Annotated in this window: 15 protein-coding genes; 2 read left to right on the plus strand and 13 right to left on the minus strand. The window is 45.0% G+C overall.

The window, feature by feature from the left end:
- Positions 1 to 17: 17 nt before the first annotated feature.
- Positions 18 to 836, minus strand: a complete 819-nt coding sequence (locus G9G57_RS14480) for a nucleotidyltransferase domain-containing protein (protein ID WP_164965125.1) — start codon at positions 834 to 836, stop codon at positions 18 to 20.
- A gap of 19 nt (positions 837 to 855) precedes the next feature.
- Positions 856 to 2,424 carry a limonene hydroxylase gene (locus G9G57_RS14485; protein ID WP_164965126.1) on the minus strand — a complete coding sequence of 523 codons (1,569 nt, stop codon included), beginning with the start codon at positions 2,422 to 2,424 and terminating at the stop codon, positions 856 to 858.
- 198 nt (positions 2,425 to 2,622) lie between these two features.
- Between G9G57_RS14485 and G9G57_RS14490 the strand changes: the two genes are divergently transcribed.
- Both G9G57_RS14490 and G9G57_RS14495 read left to right on the plus strand, forming a co-directional pair.
- Positions 2,623 to 3,948 (plus strand): helix-turn-helix transcriptional regulator, encoded by a 1,326-nt coding sequence (locus tag G9G57_RS14490; protein WP_164965127.1) that lies wholly within the window; start codon positions 2,623 to 2,625, stop codon positions 3,946 to 3,948.
- Positions 3,923 to 4,723, plus strand: a complete 801-nt coding sequence (locus G9G57_RS14495) for a WYL domain-containing protein (protein ID WP_017426270.1) — start codon at positions 3,923 to 3,925, stop codon at positions 4,721 to 4,723. Before G9G57_RS14490 ends, G9G57_RS14495 begins: the two co-directional genes overlap by 26 nt.
- 83 nt (positions 4,724 to 4,806) lie before the next feature.
- Here G9G57_RS14495 and G9G57_RS14500 read toward each other — a convergent pair whose 3' ends face one another.
- From G9G57_RS14500 to G9G57_RS25670, 11 genes are all read right to left on the minus strand, one after another.
- On the minus strand, positions 4,807 to 5,784 hold the full coding sequence (locus G9G57_RS14500) for an aldo/keto reductase (RefSeq protein ID WP_017426269.1): 978 nt from the start codon (positions 5,782 to 5,784) through the stop codon (positions 4,807 to 4,809).
- 135 nt (positions 5,785 to 5,919) lie between these two features.
- A complete protein-coding gene (locus G9G57_RS14505; RefSeq protein WP_017426268.1) occupies positions 5,920 to 6,678 on the minus strand; it encodes a TraX family protein in 759 nt (252 codons plus the stop codon).
- A gap of 46 nt (positions 6,679 to 6,724) precedes the next feature.
- Positions 6,725 to 7,504 carry a LytR/AlgR family response regulator transcription factor gene (locus G9G57_RS14510; protein ID WP_017426267.1) on the minus strand — a complete coding sequence of 260 codons (780 nt, stop codon included), beginning with the start codon at positions 7,502 to 7,504 and terminating at the stop codon, positions 6,725 to 6,727.
- Positions 7,501 to 8,739 carry a sensor histidine kinase gene (locus G9G57_RS14515; protein ID WP_230877401.1) on the minus strand — a complete coding sequence of 413 codons (1,239 nt, stop codon included), beginning with the start codon at positions 8,737 to 8,739 and terminating at the stop codon, positions 7,501 to 7,503. The genes G9G57_RS14510 and G9G57_RS14515 overlap by 4 nt, the downstream gene beginning before the upstream one ends.
- A gap of 228 nt (positions 8,740 to 8,967) precedes the next feature.
- On the minus strand, positions 8,968 to 9,558 hold the full coding sequence (locus G9G57_RS14520) for an accessory gene regulator AgrB (RefSeq protein WP_019686238.1): 591 nt from the start codon (positions 9,556 to 9,558) through the stop codon (positions 8,968 to 8,970).
- A 15-nt stretch (positions 9,559 to 9,573) separates the two neighbouring features.
- On the minus strand, positions 9,574 to 11,367 hold the full coding sequence (locus tag G9G57_RS14525) for an ABC transporter ATP-binding protein (RefSeq protein ID WP_017426264.1): 1,794 nt from the start codon (positions 11,365 to 11,367) through the stop codon (positions 9,574 to 9,576).
- Between the two features lie 14 nt (positions 11,368 to 11,381).
- Positions 11,382 to 11,939 (minus strand): DUF5823 family protein, encoded by a 558-nt coding sequence (locus G9G57_RS14530; protein WP_017426263.1) that lies wholly within the window; start codon positions 11,937 to 11,939, stop codon positions 11,382 to 11,384.
- Between the two features lie 15 nt (positions 11,940 to 11,954).
- Positions 11,955 to 13,226 (minus strand): lanthionine synthetase C family protein, encoded by a 1,272-nt coding sequence (locus G9G57_RS14535; RefSeq protein ID WP_017426262.1) that lies wholly within the window; start codon positions 13,224 to 13,226, stop codon positions 11,955 to 11,957.
- A 10-nt stretch (positions 13,227 to 13,236) separates the two neighbouring features.
- Positions 13,237 to 16,320, minus strand: a complete 3,084-nt coding sequence (locus G9G57_RS14540; protein WP_019686237.1) for a lantibiotic dehydratase — start codon at positions 16,318 to 16,320, stop codon at positions 13,237 to 13,239.
- A gap of 4 nt (positions 16,321 to 16,324) precedes the next feature.
- A complete protein-coding gene (locus G9G57_RS14545) occupies positions 16,325 to 17,266 on the minus strand; it encodes a S8 family peptidase (RefSeq protein WP_228552540.1) in 942 nt (313 codons plus the stop codon).
- Positions 17,267 to 17,332: 66 nt separating this feature from the next.
- Positions 17,333 to 17,494, minus strand: a complete 162-nt coding sequence (locus tag G9G57_RS25670) for an epilancin family lantibiotic (RefSeq protein ID WP_080561132.1) — start codon at positions 17,492 to 17,494, stop codon at positions 17,333 to 17,335.
- Positions 17,495 to 17,962: the final 468 nt, after the last annotated feature.

Here is a 17,962-nt window from a genome sequence, read left to right on the forward strand (position 1 = left end):
CACTTCTCCTTCCCAGCTTATGTTTTCCATACTTCATTCACCGCAGCGCGGAACATCTCGTCCAATTGCTGATCCCGTCCGCCCTCCATATGCTGAAGCAAAGGCGCCTTCTGTTCAAAATAAGCAATTTGCTGCTCAATAAAGTCATTCACCACCGAAAGCTGCGGCTCCATATCCAGCTCCTCACCCGCTTTTTTACGCTCCAGCAAATGCTCGATCACCTGATAAAGTTCGGTATCTACCGGAATGAATTCCGCTAGCAAGTCTACGAATTTTATAGGAGGCATACTGTTGTAACGTTCAATCCAGCCACAGGCCAGCAGCGGACGCAGCACGTAAAAATATTTTTTAATTTTCACCTGTTCACCTTGCAAATAGTCCCGATAGTTTCCCCGTGCCATATTCAGATAGTGATACATACAGGACTTCGGAGAGAAGGTTAACGGCGAGATTGCACGGATCTGATCGGCCACTGAATATTGCTCCAGATAGGGAATCGGAGATTGCAGCCATTCCAGCAAAGGCGGATTGGATTTGCGAAATAAATGGAGCGCCTTTTTCAAATCCCAACCGTTTATATCCAGCATATTGCTGATTGGCCGCTCAATCACATCCCGCTTATCAAAAATAGATAAATACCATTCTATGGGTCTTACATAAATAAATCGTACATCATAGTCACTGTCCTGTGAAGGAAACCCCCATGCCCGACTGCCTGATTCACAGGCGTACACAATGCGCACCTGCTCTTCCTGCTCCAACGCGCGCAGCTCACGCAAAATCGTGTCGCGCATTTCCGGTTGAATGAAACCCTGCCCATGCTTCATATCTGTCATGTTGTTCCCTCCCTTATCCTTAAAGTATTTCCCAAATCTGTTCTCTGATCGACTCCTCCGTTTCAGCTTCCGATAAGCAACGAAGGCGCTCTATCGTTGCCTCTCCCCACATCTCAGAAGGCCATTCCTTGAGTACATGAAGCGCTGCACGGCGATTGGAGGTCACCGGGCTCCAAAGTCCGGTAGCAACTAGCTCTTGTCCCATTCCTTCGTAAGAAGACAATAGTTGCAGCAGCATCCCCAGACATTGATGCGCTTCATACTCCGGTCCAAAGCCCGGCACATCAGCAGGACCGGAAGCTATCTCTCCCAGAGGCAAGTGCTTTTCTGCAAAAGCCACCAGCTTACATGCCCGCTGTTCATCCTCTGTCTTGCTAAGTTCAAAGTACAGATTAGGCTTGACTGGGTGTTTGCTTAATTGATCAAATAGCACGGGCCATACATCTAGTGCTAGCATTCGAGCTGCGCGAATGGCACAGTGAAGATGCGGTGAATCTGCATGATGTAGTTCCTGCTCTACCAGCTTCATCCACTGCGGATCGTCCATCATCTGCTGGCATATCGACGCGTAACGTTTACGTAATTCCGGCGTCCATTCATGGTCATAACGTGCCTCCCATGAATCGTCTTCTTCATCGAGGAAGTCCGCAATATCCATGATGATCGTAAGATGCTTCACAGTCGTACACATAGTCTTAGCATGACGAAGGTAGTTGCCTATGACCATAGCGGCATGCTCATAATCGTCTATACTTTCCGCAGGTCCGCCTGCCGCCAGCAAAGCCGACAGTATATCGCCTGCTCCGTCAAATAACTCCCGATCAATATGAGGTACAGCGATGGCTGTATGCAGCTCGCCTTTATGAGCGCACTCATAAGCAAGATACTCATACATGACATTGTTACGGAATCCTTCCCGTAATAACCAATCACGTATTTCCTGCCGCGCCGGCTCCAGTCGTTCCACGACGTGAATACGTCCCCAACCATGTACCTGTAAGGCTAAATTATACAACTGCTCATTGGCCTGATCCGAAATATTACGGATAGCTACAGCCGCATATAGCGTGAATTCATCATGCTTGGCTAGCGTTAAAATAAGCTCGTGGTGTTGATCCGTCTCCAGCAATCCGAGCAATGCAATACCGACCTTCACCACATTGCGATGTGCTCCGTGTTCGGCCAGCCAACGCGCTTCCTCATACAATCGATCCGGCTGAATTGCTGGATGTTCGCGCACCGCATCTAGCAGCGGATCAATCAGGCTGAGCGCATTTTCCTCCATCAAGCGTACATACGTCTCACGTCTTGTTTTCATCCCTGGCTTGCGGCATTGTCTGGACAACAAGTGTGCTAGCTCCTTAATTTTCTCAGTCTCTCCATCTCCGCCAGCGCCGTGATGCCCAAACGCTCCATCCAGCCCTCCTGCCACCCAACGCATCGTGTGACCTGCCCAGTATTCTTCATCATCCGGCAAATGATCATCCGTAAGCCTTCCCTGAGGGTCCAGTCCCTGCTTAATTGTTTCATAAATCGAAAGCTTACCTACCCATGGATATAACACTTCATTTTTAAATCGTCCAAACATGTTGCCTCACCCTTCTGTTATGTATGAATTTTTACTTATCGTGCTACCTTATGTCCCTATAATCCTTTATTTTGGAAGTCATGAACATGGTGAAAGTATTACAAAGATGAATAAATTACCTTTTTCCTGCATCCCTTCCCTGATAGAATAAAGGGATACTTGTTTTCGGAGAACGGCTACAGAAACGGGGAATGCATCATGGCGAGAGAGAGTTTTGATAAAGAAATTCAATTCCTGCGCATGCTCACACTAACCAGCGGCGCTTATAATCGGCAGCAATTTGCAGACAGACTTGGCATTTCGGTGCACACCTTTGATAAAACGATTCGGCGTCTCAAGGAAATTGTCCAATCCGTACAACAGCAGTTGCCTGCGGAACAGGGACATGATTTTAATGAGATGCTGCGCTTTAATTATTACGAATCCGCTGACCCATTATTGTTATTCCTGTTTCGGGCCAAATCGCTCAAGGAATCGGAAAGCGTCCGCTTATCCCTTCTGCTGACAGCGCTGCAATCACAGCCTATGACCACCATGGAACTGCTGGACGCTTGCTGCAATGGGCTGCCTTCCGACAGTGCACTGCCGGATGAAAAAACAATCCGTTCTGATCTGAAATATCTGGTCGAAGTCGGCGTAGTTCGTAAGGAGCCTGGCGGCAGACCCTATCGCTATGCTGTCCGTAATGATCTGGTGACAGAACTGACGGACGAGGAATTACTGGACTTATATGATTTTGTGGACGTTATGGCCAACACTCAGCTCCCCTCTGTGCAGGGATATCTGTTGCGAGATCATCTTAAAAAGGCCATGCGCCGCCAGCTCGGAGATCGGGAGATGGCAGAGCCTTTTTTATATAAATACCATTATTATTCACGCATTCTGGACGAAGCCCATATTCATCCGCTTCTGCATGCCATTCGGCAACGCCGCTGCGTAACCTTTTTATATTTTTCGGCATCCAAACGAAGCATGTACGGGTCACAGAACACAAACCCACGATTTGAAAAAGAGACTGAAGGCCGTGAACATACCATTCTGCCCTTGCAAGTCATCTATGATCATCAATACGGACGTTGGTATGTGCTTGGTCATGTAGGCGGCAAAGGAATCATGAAGTTTCGAATGGAGGGCATGACTCAATTGGTGGAGGGCAAGCCTGTCCCAGAGCAGCTTTATGCCGACCTGTTAGCCGTGTTGGAAGAAAAAATGCGGTACAGCTGGCTTGTTGATACGGGTCGTCCCGTGAAGGTACGGGTACGTTTTTTTAATCCTGAGGGTGCAAAGCGCAACTTTATCCGGGAACGTGTACTGTCACAGGGACAATGGGGTGCAATTACGGAGGAAGAAAGTGAATCCTTTATCTATGAAATCACAGTGAATGGAATCACTGAGATTAAACCGTGGATTCGCAGCTTCGGATCAAGCTGTGAGGTATTGGAACCCCAGCGGCTGCGTAAGGAATTCAGACAGGAATGGAAGGAGCTGCAAGCCTATTATGAGCCTTTTCGAGAAAATATTTAACTATCAGATCGTCTCACGACTGGATGAATCGGGCGCTTTTGCTACCACATCGCAGGAAAGAGTCTGGCTTAAGTCCATGCTTGCAGACTCGGCAGCGACAGAGGCTTTTACCCCGTCTACACTTGATAAGCTTCGGCAATTACTTGCAGATGACGAGCCTCTGGAGGCTGATGGCAGCCTGCGCGAAAAAGCAGGGGTCCCTGCTGCTTCGGTTTATCATCCACTCCTGCGTGAATTGCGTTCCATTCTGCGATCCCGTTCAGGCATCTGTATGACCTACAAACTGCGCAACGGACGCCTGCATGAGCGAATGTTCGGATTCCCATATAAGCTGGAGTTTTCCATGGTCAAAAAAGAATGGAGTCTGCTGTGGTATAATCGCCGCCACCGCGCATTTATGTCCACCAAACTGTCCAACATCGTAACCGTTACGGAGGATGAGATCCGACCTGAAGAAGCCGAGACGTTTACCCAACGAATACTCGGTATACTGGAGTCACGCAAAGAACAGGGCATCATCGAAATTATTCCTATATATAACGGTGAAATGTCTCGTATTTTATATGCTTTTTCCTGTTTTGAAAAGGAGGTCGAATATGATCAGGAAGCAGATACCTATCGTATTACGCTCACTTTCCAGGCAGACGAATGTGAATATGTGTTATCCAAAATCCGCTTCCTCGGCAAACGTGTCAAGGTCGTTCAAGGCTCTCGATTAATATCGCGAATGAAGGAAACAACTGCCAAGGCCCTCGCACGATACGAAGAGGAATAGCTGCTGAAGAAATATAGGATGAATCCACGTAAAGGCCCTCCCTCCGTCTGCTAATGAGACGAAAGGAGGGCCTGTTAAACGAGTTATGGCAAGGCTTGTCCGCGTGCACTGACATACAATTGATACCATTCCTCACGGGTCATCAGCTCGCTCTGGCGTTCTGCATCCTGACATGCTTTGATTCGTTCAGGATTGGCGCTGCCAATGACAGGCTGAATCCGTGCCGGATGCTTCATCAGCCAGCCCAGGACGATCGCTTCACGTGTCGTCCCCTTTTCAGAAGCCAGCTTCTGCACCAGTTCTGCCGTCTTACGGATATGCTCAGGCTCTCCTTCCAGAGAACCTCCGCTAAAACGTCCATGCGCCAGCGGTCCCCAAGCCTGGAGCTGAATATCCTCAGTTTGGCAATATTCCAGCAATCCTTCGCCAAAATGTACATTCGTCCCTGCCTGCTGGTTCACGTGTACGGTCTGATCTATAAAATGCAGATGTGCCAGGCTCATCTCCAGCTGATTAACAATCAGCGGCTCCGTTAGGCTACGCTCCAGAAAACAAATTTGGCTTACATTCATATTGGAAACGCCAAAATGCCGTACTTTGCCGGATGTCCTAAGCTCGCTGAACACCTTCGCTACTTCTTCCGGCTCTACCAGCGGATCGGGACGGTGCAGCAGCAGGATGTCTAAATACTCAGTACCCAGACGCTTCAAGATACCATCTACGGACTCCATAATATGATCATATGAGAAATCAAAACGGCCTGGGAGCGTGCCATCCGGCAAAAAAATGCCGCATTTGGACTGAATTACGATTTGTTCACGCAATCCGGGCTGTCCCTTTAAAATCCGACCGAAAATTTCTTCCGCTTTTCCCATACGATAGATATCCGCATGATCAAACATCGTAATCCCGATGGATTGTGCAGCTTCTACAGCTCTCTCCGCTTCAACGACATGCTCCTGTGTATACGGTGCATGGCTCCATTCTCCACCAAAAGGCATGCAGCCAAGTACCAGCCGACTATCGGAGATTCCACGTTTCTGTAAAGGCATAATTTTCATGCTGCTCCTCCTTGAACCCTCAAAGTATTCCTTGCTTCATCAACATTCGAATAGTTCGTCAAACCGCAAAAATCAGACGGAAAACATGTCGTTTCCCGTCTGATTTTATTTTAGTTACTTATTAGACAGCCCTTCTTATATGTAATAATCAATAGCCAACTTCAGCAGATAAAGCGCGAGCAAATGCAGCGGATAAAACAAATAGAAGAAGGTTCGTGGGCCTTTTCCCCTCTCTCCGTTATATCGGGATAGCAAAGGGAGTGCAAAAATACAGGCCCCGCCGATCGCAAACGGATAAAGATATTCGTTCATTGTGCTGGCGTTGATGCCCATGATGCTGAGCGAATCGGGAACAGCCCATATAATGATGACTCCGAAAATGAACATAAGCGCAATTATTGCAATAATCCATCCGTTGTAAATCTTCTGTTGTTTGCGAGCCACATAGAAAGCCAGAACCAGGAACACTCCAATCACACTCCAGTCTCCCAAAAGAGAGACTACGCAAAGAGCCGAAATAGCCAAGTATTTAAGCACAGGATTGGTCGTGTTGTCATAGAACCATATTGCCAGTAGGCCCATCAACAACGTTAGCATGATGTTTCCCGAAGTATACCAATCTTTAAATACCAATCCGTAAGGCACCACACTGGCTAGCCCGGTTAGAGCAAGGCGCATTGTATATTTTTTGAAGCTTCTGGTATGGATATATCCTTCGGCTACAAAAAAAGCCATGATAGGCAATGTAATTCTGCCTACCACCTGAAAGCCCAAAAAATCGGCAAAAAATAGCCCTCCAATATGATCAATTAGCATTGCCAATACTGCAATTAATTTTAAACTGGTGGCATCAATGCCTTTCACCTCTGCTTGAACGGATAATCTTTGTTCCATATTCCTCCCCTTTTCTTCCCGAAGAACTATGCCCTCCGTATCTATTCTATTCGTAAACAGGTCTGTTCAGGAGGCTCCGGTCTCCCATCTTATCTAAGAGGTGCTTCAACAATTGGCGGGAAACGGGAATAATGCGCCTTGCTTCTCCGGAATTCTGATTGGTTTGAAAAATGATCTCCTTCTTGCTCTTATCTATAGATTCCACCTTCATCAGGTTTACGATAAATGCCCGATGACACCGGAACAACCTTGGGTCCTTAGCCTCAATATCTTTCAGATCGCCGTAAAACTCAAGAGTTCTGTTTTCGGAAACCAGACGGATTTTGTGGGGAACACCGGTTGTTTCAAAGTAATAAATGCTGGAGAAGGAAATTTGAAATTTCGTAAATTTATTGTCGAGTATAAACCAATCATTGACATCCAACACAGGCTTTCTTTGATGGGCAACAACAAGAACTTCTCTGACCTTTTTTTCCATTTCATCCTGAGTAGCATCCTTGATAATGAAATCAAGAGCTGCTACCTTATATTGGAAGGTAAGCGGAGACAGATGACCGTGGGTAGTTACAAAGACAATATGCCCATACATATCATATTTTCTGATTTCCTGGGCAACTTCCAGTCCCTTCATCTGACAACCAGAGATTTCAATATCAAGGAAATACAAGTTATTCGCACAAGCTTTAGATTCAAAAAGCAGGAGATCCGGCTTACTGGTGGCAATGAGATTGCTGCAGCAGATGCCAAGTTCCTCGCAGCTTTTACGGACCATCTTTTCCATTATGCGCTGCTGGATAAACTGATCTTCCAGAATAAAAATATTCATGATGTCGCTCTCTTTATAATTAATGTTTGCGTGAAAAAATCCGGTTCCTTTTTGGTATCCAAAGTTACATACTTGTTGCTGCGCAGCACCTTTGCTATATTGTACAAGCCAAGACCTCGATTGTCCGCTTTCGTTGAAAAGTTCCGTTTGTAGAGATCATTCACCTTAATCCCGTCAAGTGCAGAATGATTATAAGAGTTTCGTATCGTCACCGTCTGAATATCGTCTTCATGGATCAGCACAATATTTATGGACGGATTGCAGGTCTCTAGTGCCGCATCGATTGCATTGTCCAGGAAACAAGAGATTACTCTGCAAAGGTCTATAATATCCATATACATTTCACTGATACCGCTATCAATTTCCAGTTTTACGTCAACTCCACGCTTCTTTGCCACCAGCACCTTGGATGTAATAATACTCTTGAGCTCACTCACGTCCAGATTAATCAGGTTATCCAGACTATAGGAATATCCGTTCAACTGTGAGGCAGTAGGTTGGATAGAACTCTCATATATCCGCTTGATCATCGCCAAATCCCCAGTTCTGATCCCCTCGTCCAGCATTAACAGGATATTGGTATAGTCATGTCTGAAGCCGCGGATGTCTTCGTACATTTTTTCAATCTCCATAATATAAGCCTCCAGCTGCAGGTATTGTTCCGTCTTGTTCTTCTCTAGCTCACGTTCACGCAGGAAGCGATACAGCCAATTGATCGTCATCAGGAAGATGGAGGTCAAGCCGATCAGCATCAACACAATCTTTAATCTGCTTGGATACGGATTGTTGCTTTCACACTCCGAATAGATAATCAGTCCTAGTCCGATGATCCCCAAGACTAAGATTAAAGAAGCTCCGACGATAAGCTTAATCCGATATATCTTCAAAAGCCTGACCGCCGGAGTAGGAAACAAATAAGACACAAGCTTTCGGAGCGCCAAGTAGATCAGCGGAGGTGAACAAGCGGTTAGGAAGGGCGCCGTCCATTTGTTTTTATATTCATAAGGAACCGCATAGCTGATTACCGTTATGAAATAACCCAGCAGTGTCGTAATGAAGATGGTAAGGATGGCGTAGAAGCCTATGACCCACAAGGATTCATATTTGTCGGTCAACCACCCGTATAATGCCAGTAGCACAAATAGAAATAGGTAAACAATCAGTCCGAAGTTATTCAGAGCTGTTATTCCGATAAAATAATACATGACTAAAAACAGCAGCAGCTTATAATTCATACGGAAAACGCTTAGACCATTGCCGCTGACCATATGATATATTACAAGATAGCTGGTGTATTGCAAAAAATAAATGCCGGATGTAATCATTTTTTGTTCAATTTCCAAACTTTTGGGTTGACTGGTTCATAGAACAACCCGAAACAAATCCCTCCTCCTTCACCTCTTTTACTCATATGCTCCAGTAGCTTAGCCTTGAGTCTCTGAGTATGGTTGTTTCTGTATTCTTTAATATTCTTGATATTGTTCATAATTGGCATAACTCCTTCTCATTATGGAATAGAATACTGGTGTGATGACAACTGCTTCAAGAAACAGCCCAAATATTAACCAAGGATAAAAATCTAGTGCGATGGCCATGAAAACAAACACTATACTTAAAAAGATAGCTTGTAATCTGCATGCTCTTCTGAACTTCGGATCTACCAATGGATTGCACTCCGTATCGGCCGGAGCGTATCTGACAATCAGAATGATAGAAAGCAGACAGAGCGTCGCCAAAAAAAAGCGGTTCCATTCTACTTCCTTTAAGAGCCAGGGAACAAACACAAAGGTCAGTAGACTGACCCAGGTGCAATGATGCGACTTGCGAGCATGCCAGCCAAAGGACTTTCGCCGGACCACTGTATAGGAAAGCAGCATCGCAGCCGTTTCGGCTAATACACCGAGCAAACAGGCACTGATCAATACAAGAAGTATTTTTTCTGTGCCAGCCAGTATGTTCTCCAGATAATAAAGCACATAAGCACGCTTCTCCGCTTCCAATTCTTCGTCTTGAAAGTATTTATCAACGATCCACGTTGACAATTGATGATACAACGCCACCGCCCCTCCCTAACTTAATTGTGCGGGAAGCTGGAATTGAACATAATCACGATATTTATCATGCCAACTCATTAATTCGTGATGCGTGCCTACCCCCGTTACTTCTCCTTTATCCAAAAAGATTATCTGGTCCGCTTTGTAGATGGTTGACAAACGATGAGCGATAACAATGGTCATTTTATTCTTGGAGAGAAGCTTGATTACATCATGGACGAGCTGCTCTGACTCGCTATCCAGGTTGGCGGTAGCTTCATCAAACAGCAGAATCTCATGGTCTGAAAGCAAGCATCTGGCAATCTGGATTCGCTGCTTCTGTCCCCCCGATAATTTGACTCCCCTTTCTCCAACAAAGGTATCCAAACCATCCGGTAATTGATAAATTACCTCCTTCAAGCCTACTGTATCAAGAGCCGCATAAATCTCATGGTCATCCGCGTCTCTGTTTAGGCCATATACCAGATTGTCTCTCACTGATCCTACCAGTAAGTCACTATCCTGCATAACATAGGATATTTTGCGACGCCATTCTTCTGTCCTAATCTTATCCAAATATACATTATTGTAATAGATTTCTCCATTATATTCTGAGTAAAATTTCTCTATTAAAGAAAATATTGTTGTTTTTCCCGAGCCGGAAGGCCCTACGATCGCTGTAGTGGTACAGCCTCTGAAGGTTAACTCCACGTTGGATAATACCGGTTGGCCCTGGTTGTACGAGAAAGAAACATTGGCAAAATGCAGGATATCCGAATTCTGATCATGACTTTTCATGTCCGGCACACTGCCTAACTTTTCTTGCTTCTCATCTCGCTGGTTATATATGGTATAAATTTCCTTACTTGCTCCCTTGGCCTTTTGATACTGCGAGAAAAAACTGCTGAGCTGGGTCAGAGGCGAAACCATTGTAAACAAATAAAAGATCATGGATACCAGAGTACCTGTAGTGATATGTCCAGCGGCAATGCCGGCGCTTCCATACCAAAACATTCCTACCAAAGCTAGCATGATGATAATTGTGACAATCGGCTCAATGACAGCTGACAATATTCCCTCTTTGATGTTCAAGCGAAAGATACGTCCAAGTATCTCCCGAGTATATTTCATTTCAAGCTTTTCCGACGTCGTCGCTTTAATGAATCTGATGTTATAGAGAATTTTGGATAACTCACCGGAAAAGTCTGCGGCTGCATCCTGTGCCTCAACCGCTACCCTATTCATCCTTCTTCCAATGGGATAGATTAGTAGCGCCGTTATAGGAATCAGAGCAACGAGTACACTCATTAATCTCCAATCCAACACAAATAACATGATGATGCAACCAGTGACCATCAGGACATCAGCCAGAATAGAAGGCAGAGTGATAGCTAGAAAATTACTTACAATAGCAAGGTCGTTCGTCATTCTGCTGATGATTTTGCCGTTCTCGTTGTTATCAAAATAATTAACCGGCAAATGGATAATTTTTTCCCAAATTTTCAGTCGCAGTTCCTGAAAAAACTTGCTCCCCACATATCTGAGGAGCAGAGAAGACACGGCGTTTAAAATCCCTCCGGCCAGAAACAGCGAAATAAGCACAGCTGCGGTCTGGATCGTCAGCTCCATAGCTGAGATCTTATCGACAAGCTTGCCTGTCATGATCGGCAATACTAATGAAAAAGCGGCGGAAATCAGTGTAAATACGATGCTCCAAGCAAGCGCAAGCTTGGGCCATCTCGCAATTTTGATTAACTTCAGCAAGGAATGGGCCGTTTGTTTTTCTTCACCGATCTTTTTATATGCCGTGCTCTCCATATTCAATTCCATTATGGCTTAATCACCTATTTCTCTTTGTGATTTTCGTATTCTAGCAAAAACTTCATTGCCATTGTATAGACACCTGCGGCTATCGCTACCATGACAATATAGGAGAGCGACAGCTTGGTTCCTATCCAGTCCGTTTGGTTGCTTAACTGGAACAGTAAGAAGCACACGGCGCTTCCGGCAAGAAACTCCAAAGAGTAGGAGAATTTCCGCCCTCTCTTCAACCTATCTAGTATAATATCCACTATAATTACAGCGGATGTAAGCATAAAAGAAATTTTATACAGCATAATCTTATCTTCAGCAACAATCTGCTGATCCTCAAAACTTGCAAAGTATCTGGCCAAAATTGTACCGATTACTAGGTATAATACGACAACTAGCACATTTATTCCGACACATTCGGCTGTGCTGTAGGTAATAGTCCCTTCGCTTCGTTGAACCAGGGTCGCTGCCAAGCTTGAAATAAACAGGACCAGAAACCAAATATAAAAATATGCATCCAGTTGAAAAGAGAGAAAATCGGTAATCAGTCCCACCATGACTGTAATAATTTCTTTTAATAAAATGAACATTACCGTCTCCTCCTGTTAGCTAAATACCAGCATCTGCTTCCATGTACTCAAGTTCTCATTATCACAGGTCAGCAGTGTCAGCAATACACCTGCACATCCATCGAGCAGCCCAACTTTATCGAGAGATAACGGATCATCGACGCTTCCCTCAAGGTCTATAAAAGGTACTCCCTCACCAGTATTTCGATATGATAACAAACGATGCAAAAATTCATCCTTAAACGGCATGGCTGCCGCACGGCTGAAATGGTGCTGAATCAGGACCAAGCCTGCATAGCCGTGACAGATCGTCGGTGAAATTACCTTTCTTAGCGAATCTGGTCTGGAGTAGACGGTATTGAACAATTGCAGAGCCTGCTGCTGCAGTGCTTTGTCCTCCAGGGCCAATCCCAGCCGGAACATAGCCACAGAAGCTCCCGGTGTGCCGTAACACCATGCATCTCTGTGATAACCTGGATTCCGACTAGTCTCTGCGGATTCATCCGGTGTGAACATATTAGGTATGACAAGGGTGCCGTTCCACTCCCTGATACTTCCGTGTAGAAAAGTCTTGGCAACTTCCAGTACTTCTCTCAATCCAGTTAACGGGTAGCGGCGGAGATGTGCAACGGCCAGCAGATTAATGGCTCCTGTAATTCCGTGCGCCATGCCAAGATTATAATAAATGGTCTGTTCGGGAAGTTCCTCGAAATGTCTCAGCTTGCCTACAGCATCCGTAATCAGTTGAAGTATCTTAAGGAGCACTGCATCCAGCTTCCCAACGTATCTGTCCTGGCGTTCCTTAACCTCCATTAATGTAGCTGCAATCCCCGTCCAGCCTGAAATCAAATCCAAGTCGCTATCCTCAATCAAAGAGTCTTCCAATTTCCCTCTTGTCTCCTCATAGAACTCCCCGTAGCTGCTAAGAAACATATCCAGCGTCTGCGAGAGCACATTTGTATATCTTGTTGAACCTCTTGAACACTCGTTGAACAGATAAATAACGCCTGCTAATCCGGTATACAGTGACAATGAATGGAACGGTATATTACCGATTAAACGCACAATCTCCTGATTGTACTTGAAAGCAAGCGCAGCCCACCCTTCCCCCGGGTAAACTTCATCTAGCTTATCCAGAAGAAGGCTGATCCCGGGGTATCCTGAAGCCAGCGATATCAGCTCCATTTCAGGGTAATCATGCATGGCGTGCTTCTTGATTAGCAGGGTTACAGTATCTATATCTTTGTAAATTTCTGCGCTTTGCCTGACTATTTCAGATAAATTTCCCGGGACTTGTTTGACCGCCATAAGCTCCTCCTCAATAGGCAACATGATATTTGCTTACCTGTAAATAATCTTCCAAACTGAAGTAGCATAGGTGTAGGGCAAGCTCTTCTTTTTCCCGGTCCAGGCCGAACACTCTGTTGCAGAACATGTGCATGATGCTGAACATAATATCATCGTAGTAATTGGTTCTGTCGTCAGCTTCCCGGATAGCCGTGAAATATGCAGCGTATTGCCGCAACCTGTCGTCTTTATCGCTTGCTGGCATGGATATGGAACGGGTCTGTTGAATCCTTTGGAATAGCGCTTCTTTGTGTTCCCGGTACTCCTGTCTGAATTTCTTTGGATCAATAATCGCAGCCATAGCCTTCAATTGATCTTCTACCAGCGGATACGCGCAGTTCACAACCTCAAAAAGTCCGGTGCAGCAAAATAACATCTGATCGGTTGCATTAATTGACCTCTTCCCTGCATAATAGCCTGAAACTAGATAAGAATCGATAGCAAATAACCTCTCCGCTTGTTCAATGAAGGCTGTGCCGCCATACCGCAAAATTTCAGGCCGGTAAGGAACAACCGAATAGGAACTAACCAATCCGGACGAGGTTACAGTATTCAGGAAATCAAAAACATAGTTCAAGGCCGTGAAACGCTGATGCTCTACGCTTCCCGACATTTTGCACCTTAGCCTGATATGCGGCTCCTTATCTGCATACTGGACAAAAAAAACCTGGTCAATGAAGTACTCGGCGCTATTGTCCATGAATGTCTTAAATGCACTGCCCAGCAAATCGGTTAGCAGTTCCTGATTGTAATATACCTGCAGGGATATCCAATCCGAACCTGGATAATAAACAGCATTCACCGAAGAACTCAGCACTTTATTTAAGCTTTTATCGGTAGCCTGTGCAGACAATCTGTCTATCGGCAAGTACTGAAACATCGGGCTTTTGCAAAAAAATACGCACTCCTCCATATACCGGTTAACGGAAGCGAACAATTCTTTCTCCGTCTCCATAATAACAGCCGCCTTGCCTTCCGGATTCCGCGTATATTCTTTGTGCAAAAGCTTTCGATGATGATGGCGATCCAAATCCAGCAATAGCTTATTGTCCAGCTCCACCAAATATACATATCGCGGAATGTTATACTTTATGATCCAATCCTCCAAAAAGGCCAAAAACTGTTCTTCGCTCTGGAGCCGTTTATCCGCATATAATGTCCATTTTTTAGGGCAGATGATGATATTTTTATAGGTTACTCTCGGTGTAAAAGAAGAATCATAGAGATACTCCTCCAGATGGGACCATCCGGTCTGATACTGCAGATTAATATCATTCAGAAACCGGATCAGATAAGGAGCCAGCTCTGTATTGTACATGCTACTGAGTTTTGGAAATACCAGTTCGCCTGTTTCCCTGTGCTTTAGATAAAAGTATCCCGAATCCTCCACACCTACCAATAATTGGGAAATATCCAAATTCCGATTCTCGGGGAACGTGGCCATATCCATGGATTGATCCGGTGTTGGGCCTGCCGTCATAATATTAGTTATTTTGGGGCTGAATGGGTAAAATGAGATTTCAGCGGCGCTCTCCCCTGCTTTCTGATCCTTCGGGTTCCTGACAAAACGGAAGATTTCATCACGGCTATCTTTGTCAAACATGTAGGCAAATCTTCCGAAGCTCTGACACGCTTCCAATGATCCGGCTCTGTTGTTTAAATAAAACGTAACTTCACCTTGTTCATTCTCCATGCACGAATAATACAAATCGAACGAGACATGGACATTCTCCAGACTCAATTCAGACAGCTGTTGGATTTTGGCCTCGTCAAGCACGATATCCGAATGATTGGCAAGCGCTTCAGTCTGCCACTCAGCAATTAGCGCCTTGAGCTGTCGGAACCTGCCTTCATCCTTATGCCTGTGCTTATCTCCATTCTGGTAGTGGCTCTTGTACTCTTCAGGTTTGCCGAGCCCCAACGTCTTACTGAACAACTGCAATAAAGGCACTTCTTCATATACTCCGTACTTCTCAGTAAATTGCTGACGATAGTCGGAAAGTGTATCCTCTTTCCTGTACGTAGAAAGCATGCTCAATATTGAAGCTACTTGGGCCAACGCTTGCCTATCGCTGTCCGATAAGTGAATTTCATTTGCTTGATTCAGCCTTACGTCTATTTTGACCAAGTCGCCCTGATACTCGGGAAGGATAAGCTGGACTAGTTTTCGGACAGCCTCAATGCCTTCGCGTTTGACCGCAGCAACTGTGATGTCCTGAATGGCATGTCCAACTCTCTCCAAAATATCTGCGTAATATGCTGCCTTGGGAGCAGCGAGCATCTTTAGTGTACGGATCAGATGCTCCAAAGGAGCGCTATCCCGAGGATTGGGAATCATCTCACTTACCAAAAAGCCTTGTTCTATCAATTGCTGCAAAAAATCTGTGCTGATCGTGTCATCCACGCCGAAGGCATCTTTTATAGCTTGCATAAGCTGCAGAAAAGTCTGCTGCTCTTTATCAAGGATCTTCATGATGAAATCTATGACCGGGGTTTTGAGAATAGATATATTTTCAGTGCTTCGTTCCTCCTGATCTGCTGCAAACAGAGTCTGATAAGAGATGACGAGCCTGTGATGGTCAATGTAAGAGGTGTTATTTACACTCAGTCTCAATTCATTGCGGACATCCGCATCCCCATGGAAAAGCCCTATTAAGCGGTAAATTAGGCTATAATCCGGAGTTGCCCAGACGACATGTTCTCCGGCGCCTCCCGTGTTTCCAAACCGGGAAATGCCTACTCCCGCGAACAGTCCAAACGGTGTTGGTCTACAAATTGCCCGCGAAATGAACTTGCTTAGACTAAGGATAAGATTCCGCTTTTTTTTGGACTTCAATGTTCTGCCTTGTTCCAGGCTTTGCAGTGCAGCGTAGGTCGAGGGGCTGGAGACATAAATGGAATCCATCAACCCCTGCTTCTGAACGAACCGTACAAGTCTTTCAAGATATTCATCATCGTCTAGTTGTTCATGATCAAATATCCGCGTATAATACTCCATGCCAAGCAACGTCTTCCGGTACATGTAATTTTCCGAGATTTCAAAGTTTTCCAACATGCAATCAACCTCTCATCTGTCTTAAAGCACGAATTGAACCGGCAAGGCTTACTTCATAATAATTCCGCTGAACATCAATCGGTCTCGCGCCTTGACGGAGCAGACACTCCATTTCTCTGCGCCCGGCATTCATCCCCTGCGCGATAAGCTCTCCGCTAAGAGAGGCAACAACTCCGCTGAATAAGGCGCTGGCAATACTCGTACCGATACCTACTGTGTATGCTTTGTCAAATCCCAGCACTTCGTATAAATAATCCTCTGTGTCGAAGCTTGATTTGGCAACCATTACCCAATCATTGTTGTAATTGATTTCATACTCATCACCACTAGGCGCAAAAAATTGGCCGCTGAGCGTATTACTGAACCCGGAGATATCCCCGTTCTTATTAGTTGATCCAATTGGGTATACTCCCTTTAAATTCGCAGGCACTCTGTACTCCTGCGTAATATCGCGTCCATCGTTTCCTGCGGAACAGACTACCCAGATGCCTTGCGCATTAGCGCAGTCAACCAAAGCCTGAAACCGATTGAACTCGAATAAGTCGACCTCATATTCTGTACGATAGCTGATGTTGATAATTGGATATCCTTTAGCAATACCCTCTTCCAGCGCTCTATACAACCATTCAAGCTTGCTTATTCCTTTTTTGTCCGTAATTTTGTAGACAACAACCCGAGCGAAAGGGCATATCCCCTTCAATATATATTTGCCGGTAACAGAGCTAACCATTTTTGTACCATGCCCGACGTAATCGCTTAGACAAGGCTCATAAGGTACAAATGACTTGCATTCTGCCTCAACTAGATTACCTTGGATCTCTGAGTGGGATTTATCGACGCCTGTATCAATAAACAGGATAGTAAGCGGCTGACCAACAGTTGCACCACAACTAAAATGATCGGTCAGCCGGGCTACATGCCAATTATATATATTAGGTTTTATCATGCAATCTCCATAATGTAAGTAGGGGTAGCCCATTTCACTACCCCTGACTTACGAATCGCTTATGAATTATTTACAATTGGAACAAGAACCGGTACAGATACAGGTAAGAGTTTTACATACTGCTTTGGATACCTTAATGGTTGTCTTGATGATTGAAGCTTGTGGGCTAAGCTCACTGGCCTCATAGCTCTTTCTTAAATCAAGGTCAAACATTTGATCTACTTTCATTTTCCTCTTCCTCTCTAAATTAAATTCTAATAAACATGATTTCAGTGGTACCCCTTAATCATGTTTATTGTGAGTGACTGTATGTCATATCTTGCTGTCGATGAATAAAGAATATATCTAATTCTCCCGTTTTTTAAACTTTATTCCTAAAAGGTATTCCAAACCTCCTAAATTGCAGTCATTTTGCTTCCCATGCGGCATGACAAAAAAAATACCGACACAGAGCGGAACGATTGACGCTTAGAGCATGACGGATGCTTGCAAGAATCCGGTATGTTCCTATACAGGTGTCTCGTATAAGTCGGCTGAAGAAGAGATGCTTAGCAAAAAGCGCTCGCCCTATGTTTACGATACGCTGGATCTTGTGGACGAACTGCGATTTTTTTCAAACAGGACATGACTGTAAAGGAATTGACCGACGCACTACGTGTACACGGCATCTCATAAGTTGACCCGTTTGAGGCAGCT

The sequence above is a fragment of the Paenibacillus sp. EKM211P genome (assembly GCF_011066175.1).
Lineage (GTDB): Bacteria > Bacillota > Bacilli > Paenibacillales > Paenibacillaceae > Paenibacillus > Paenibacillus polymyxa.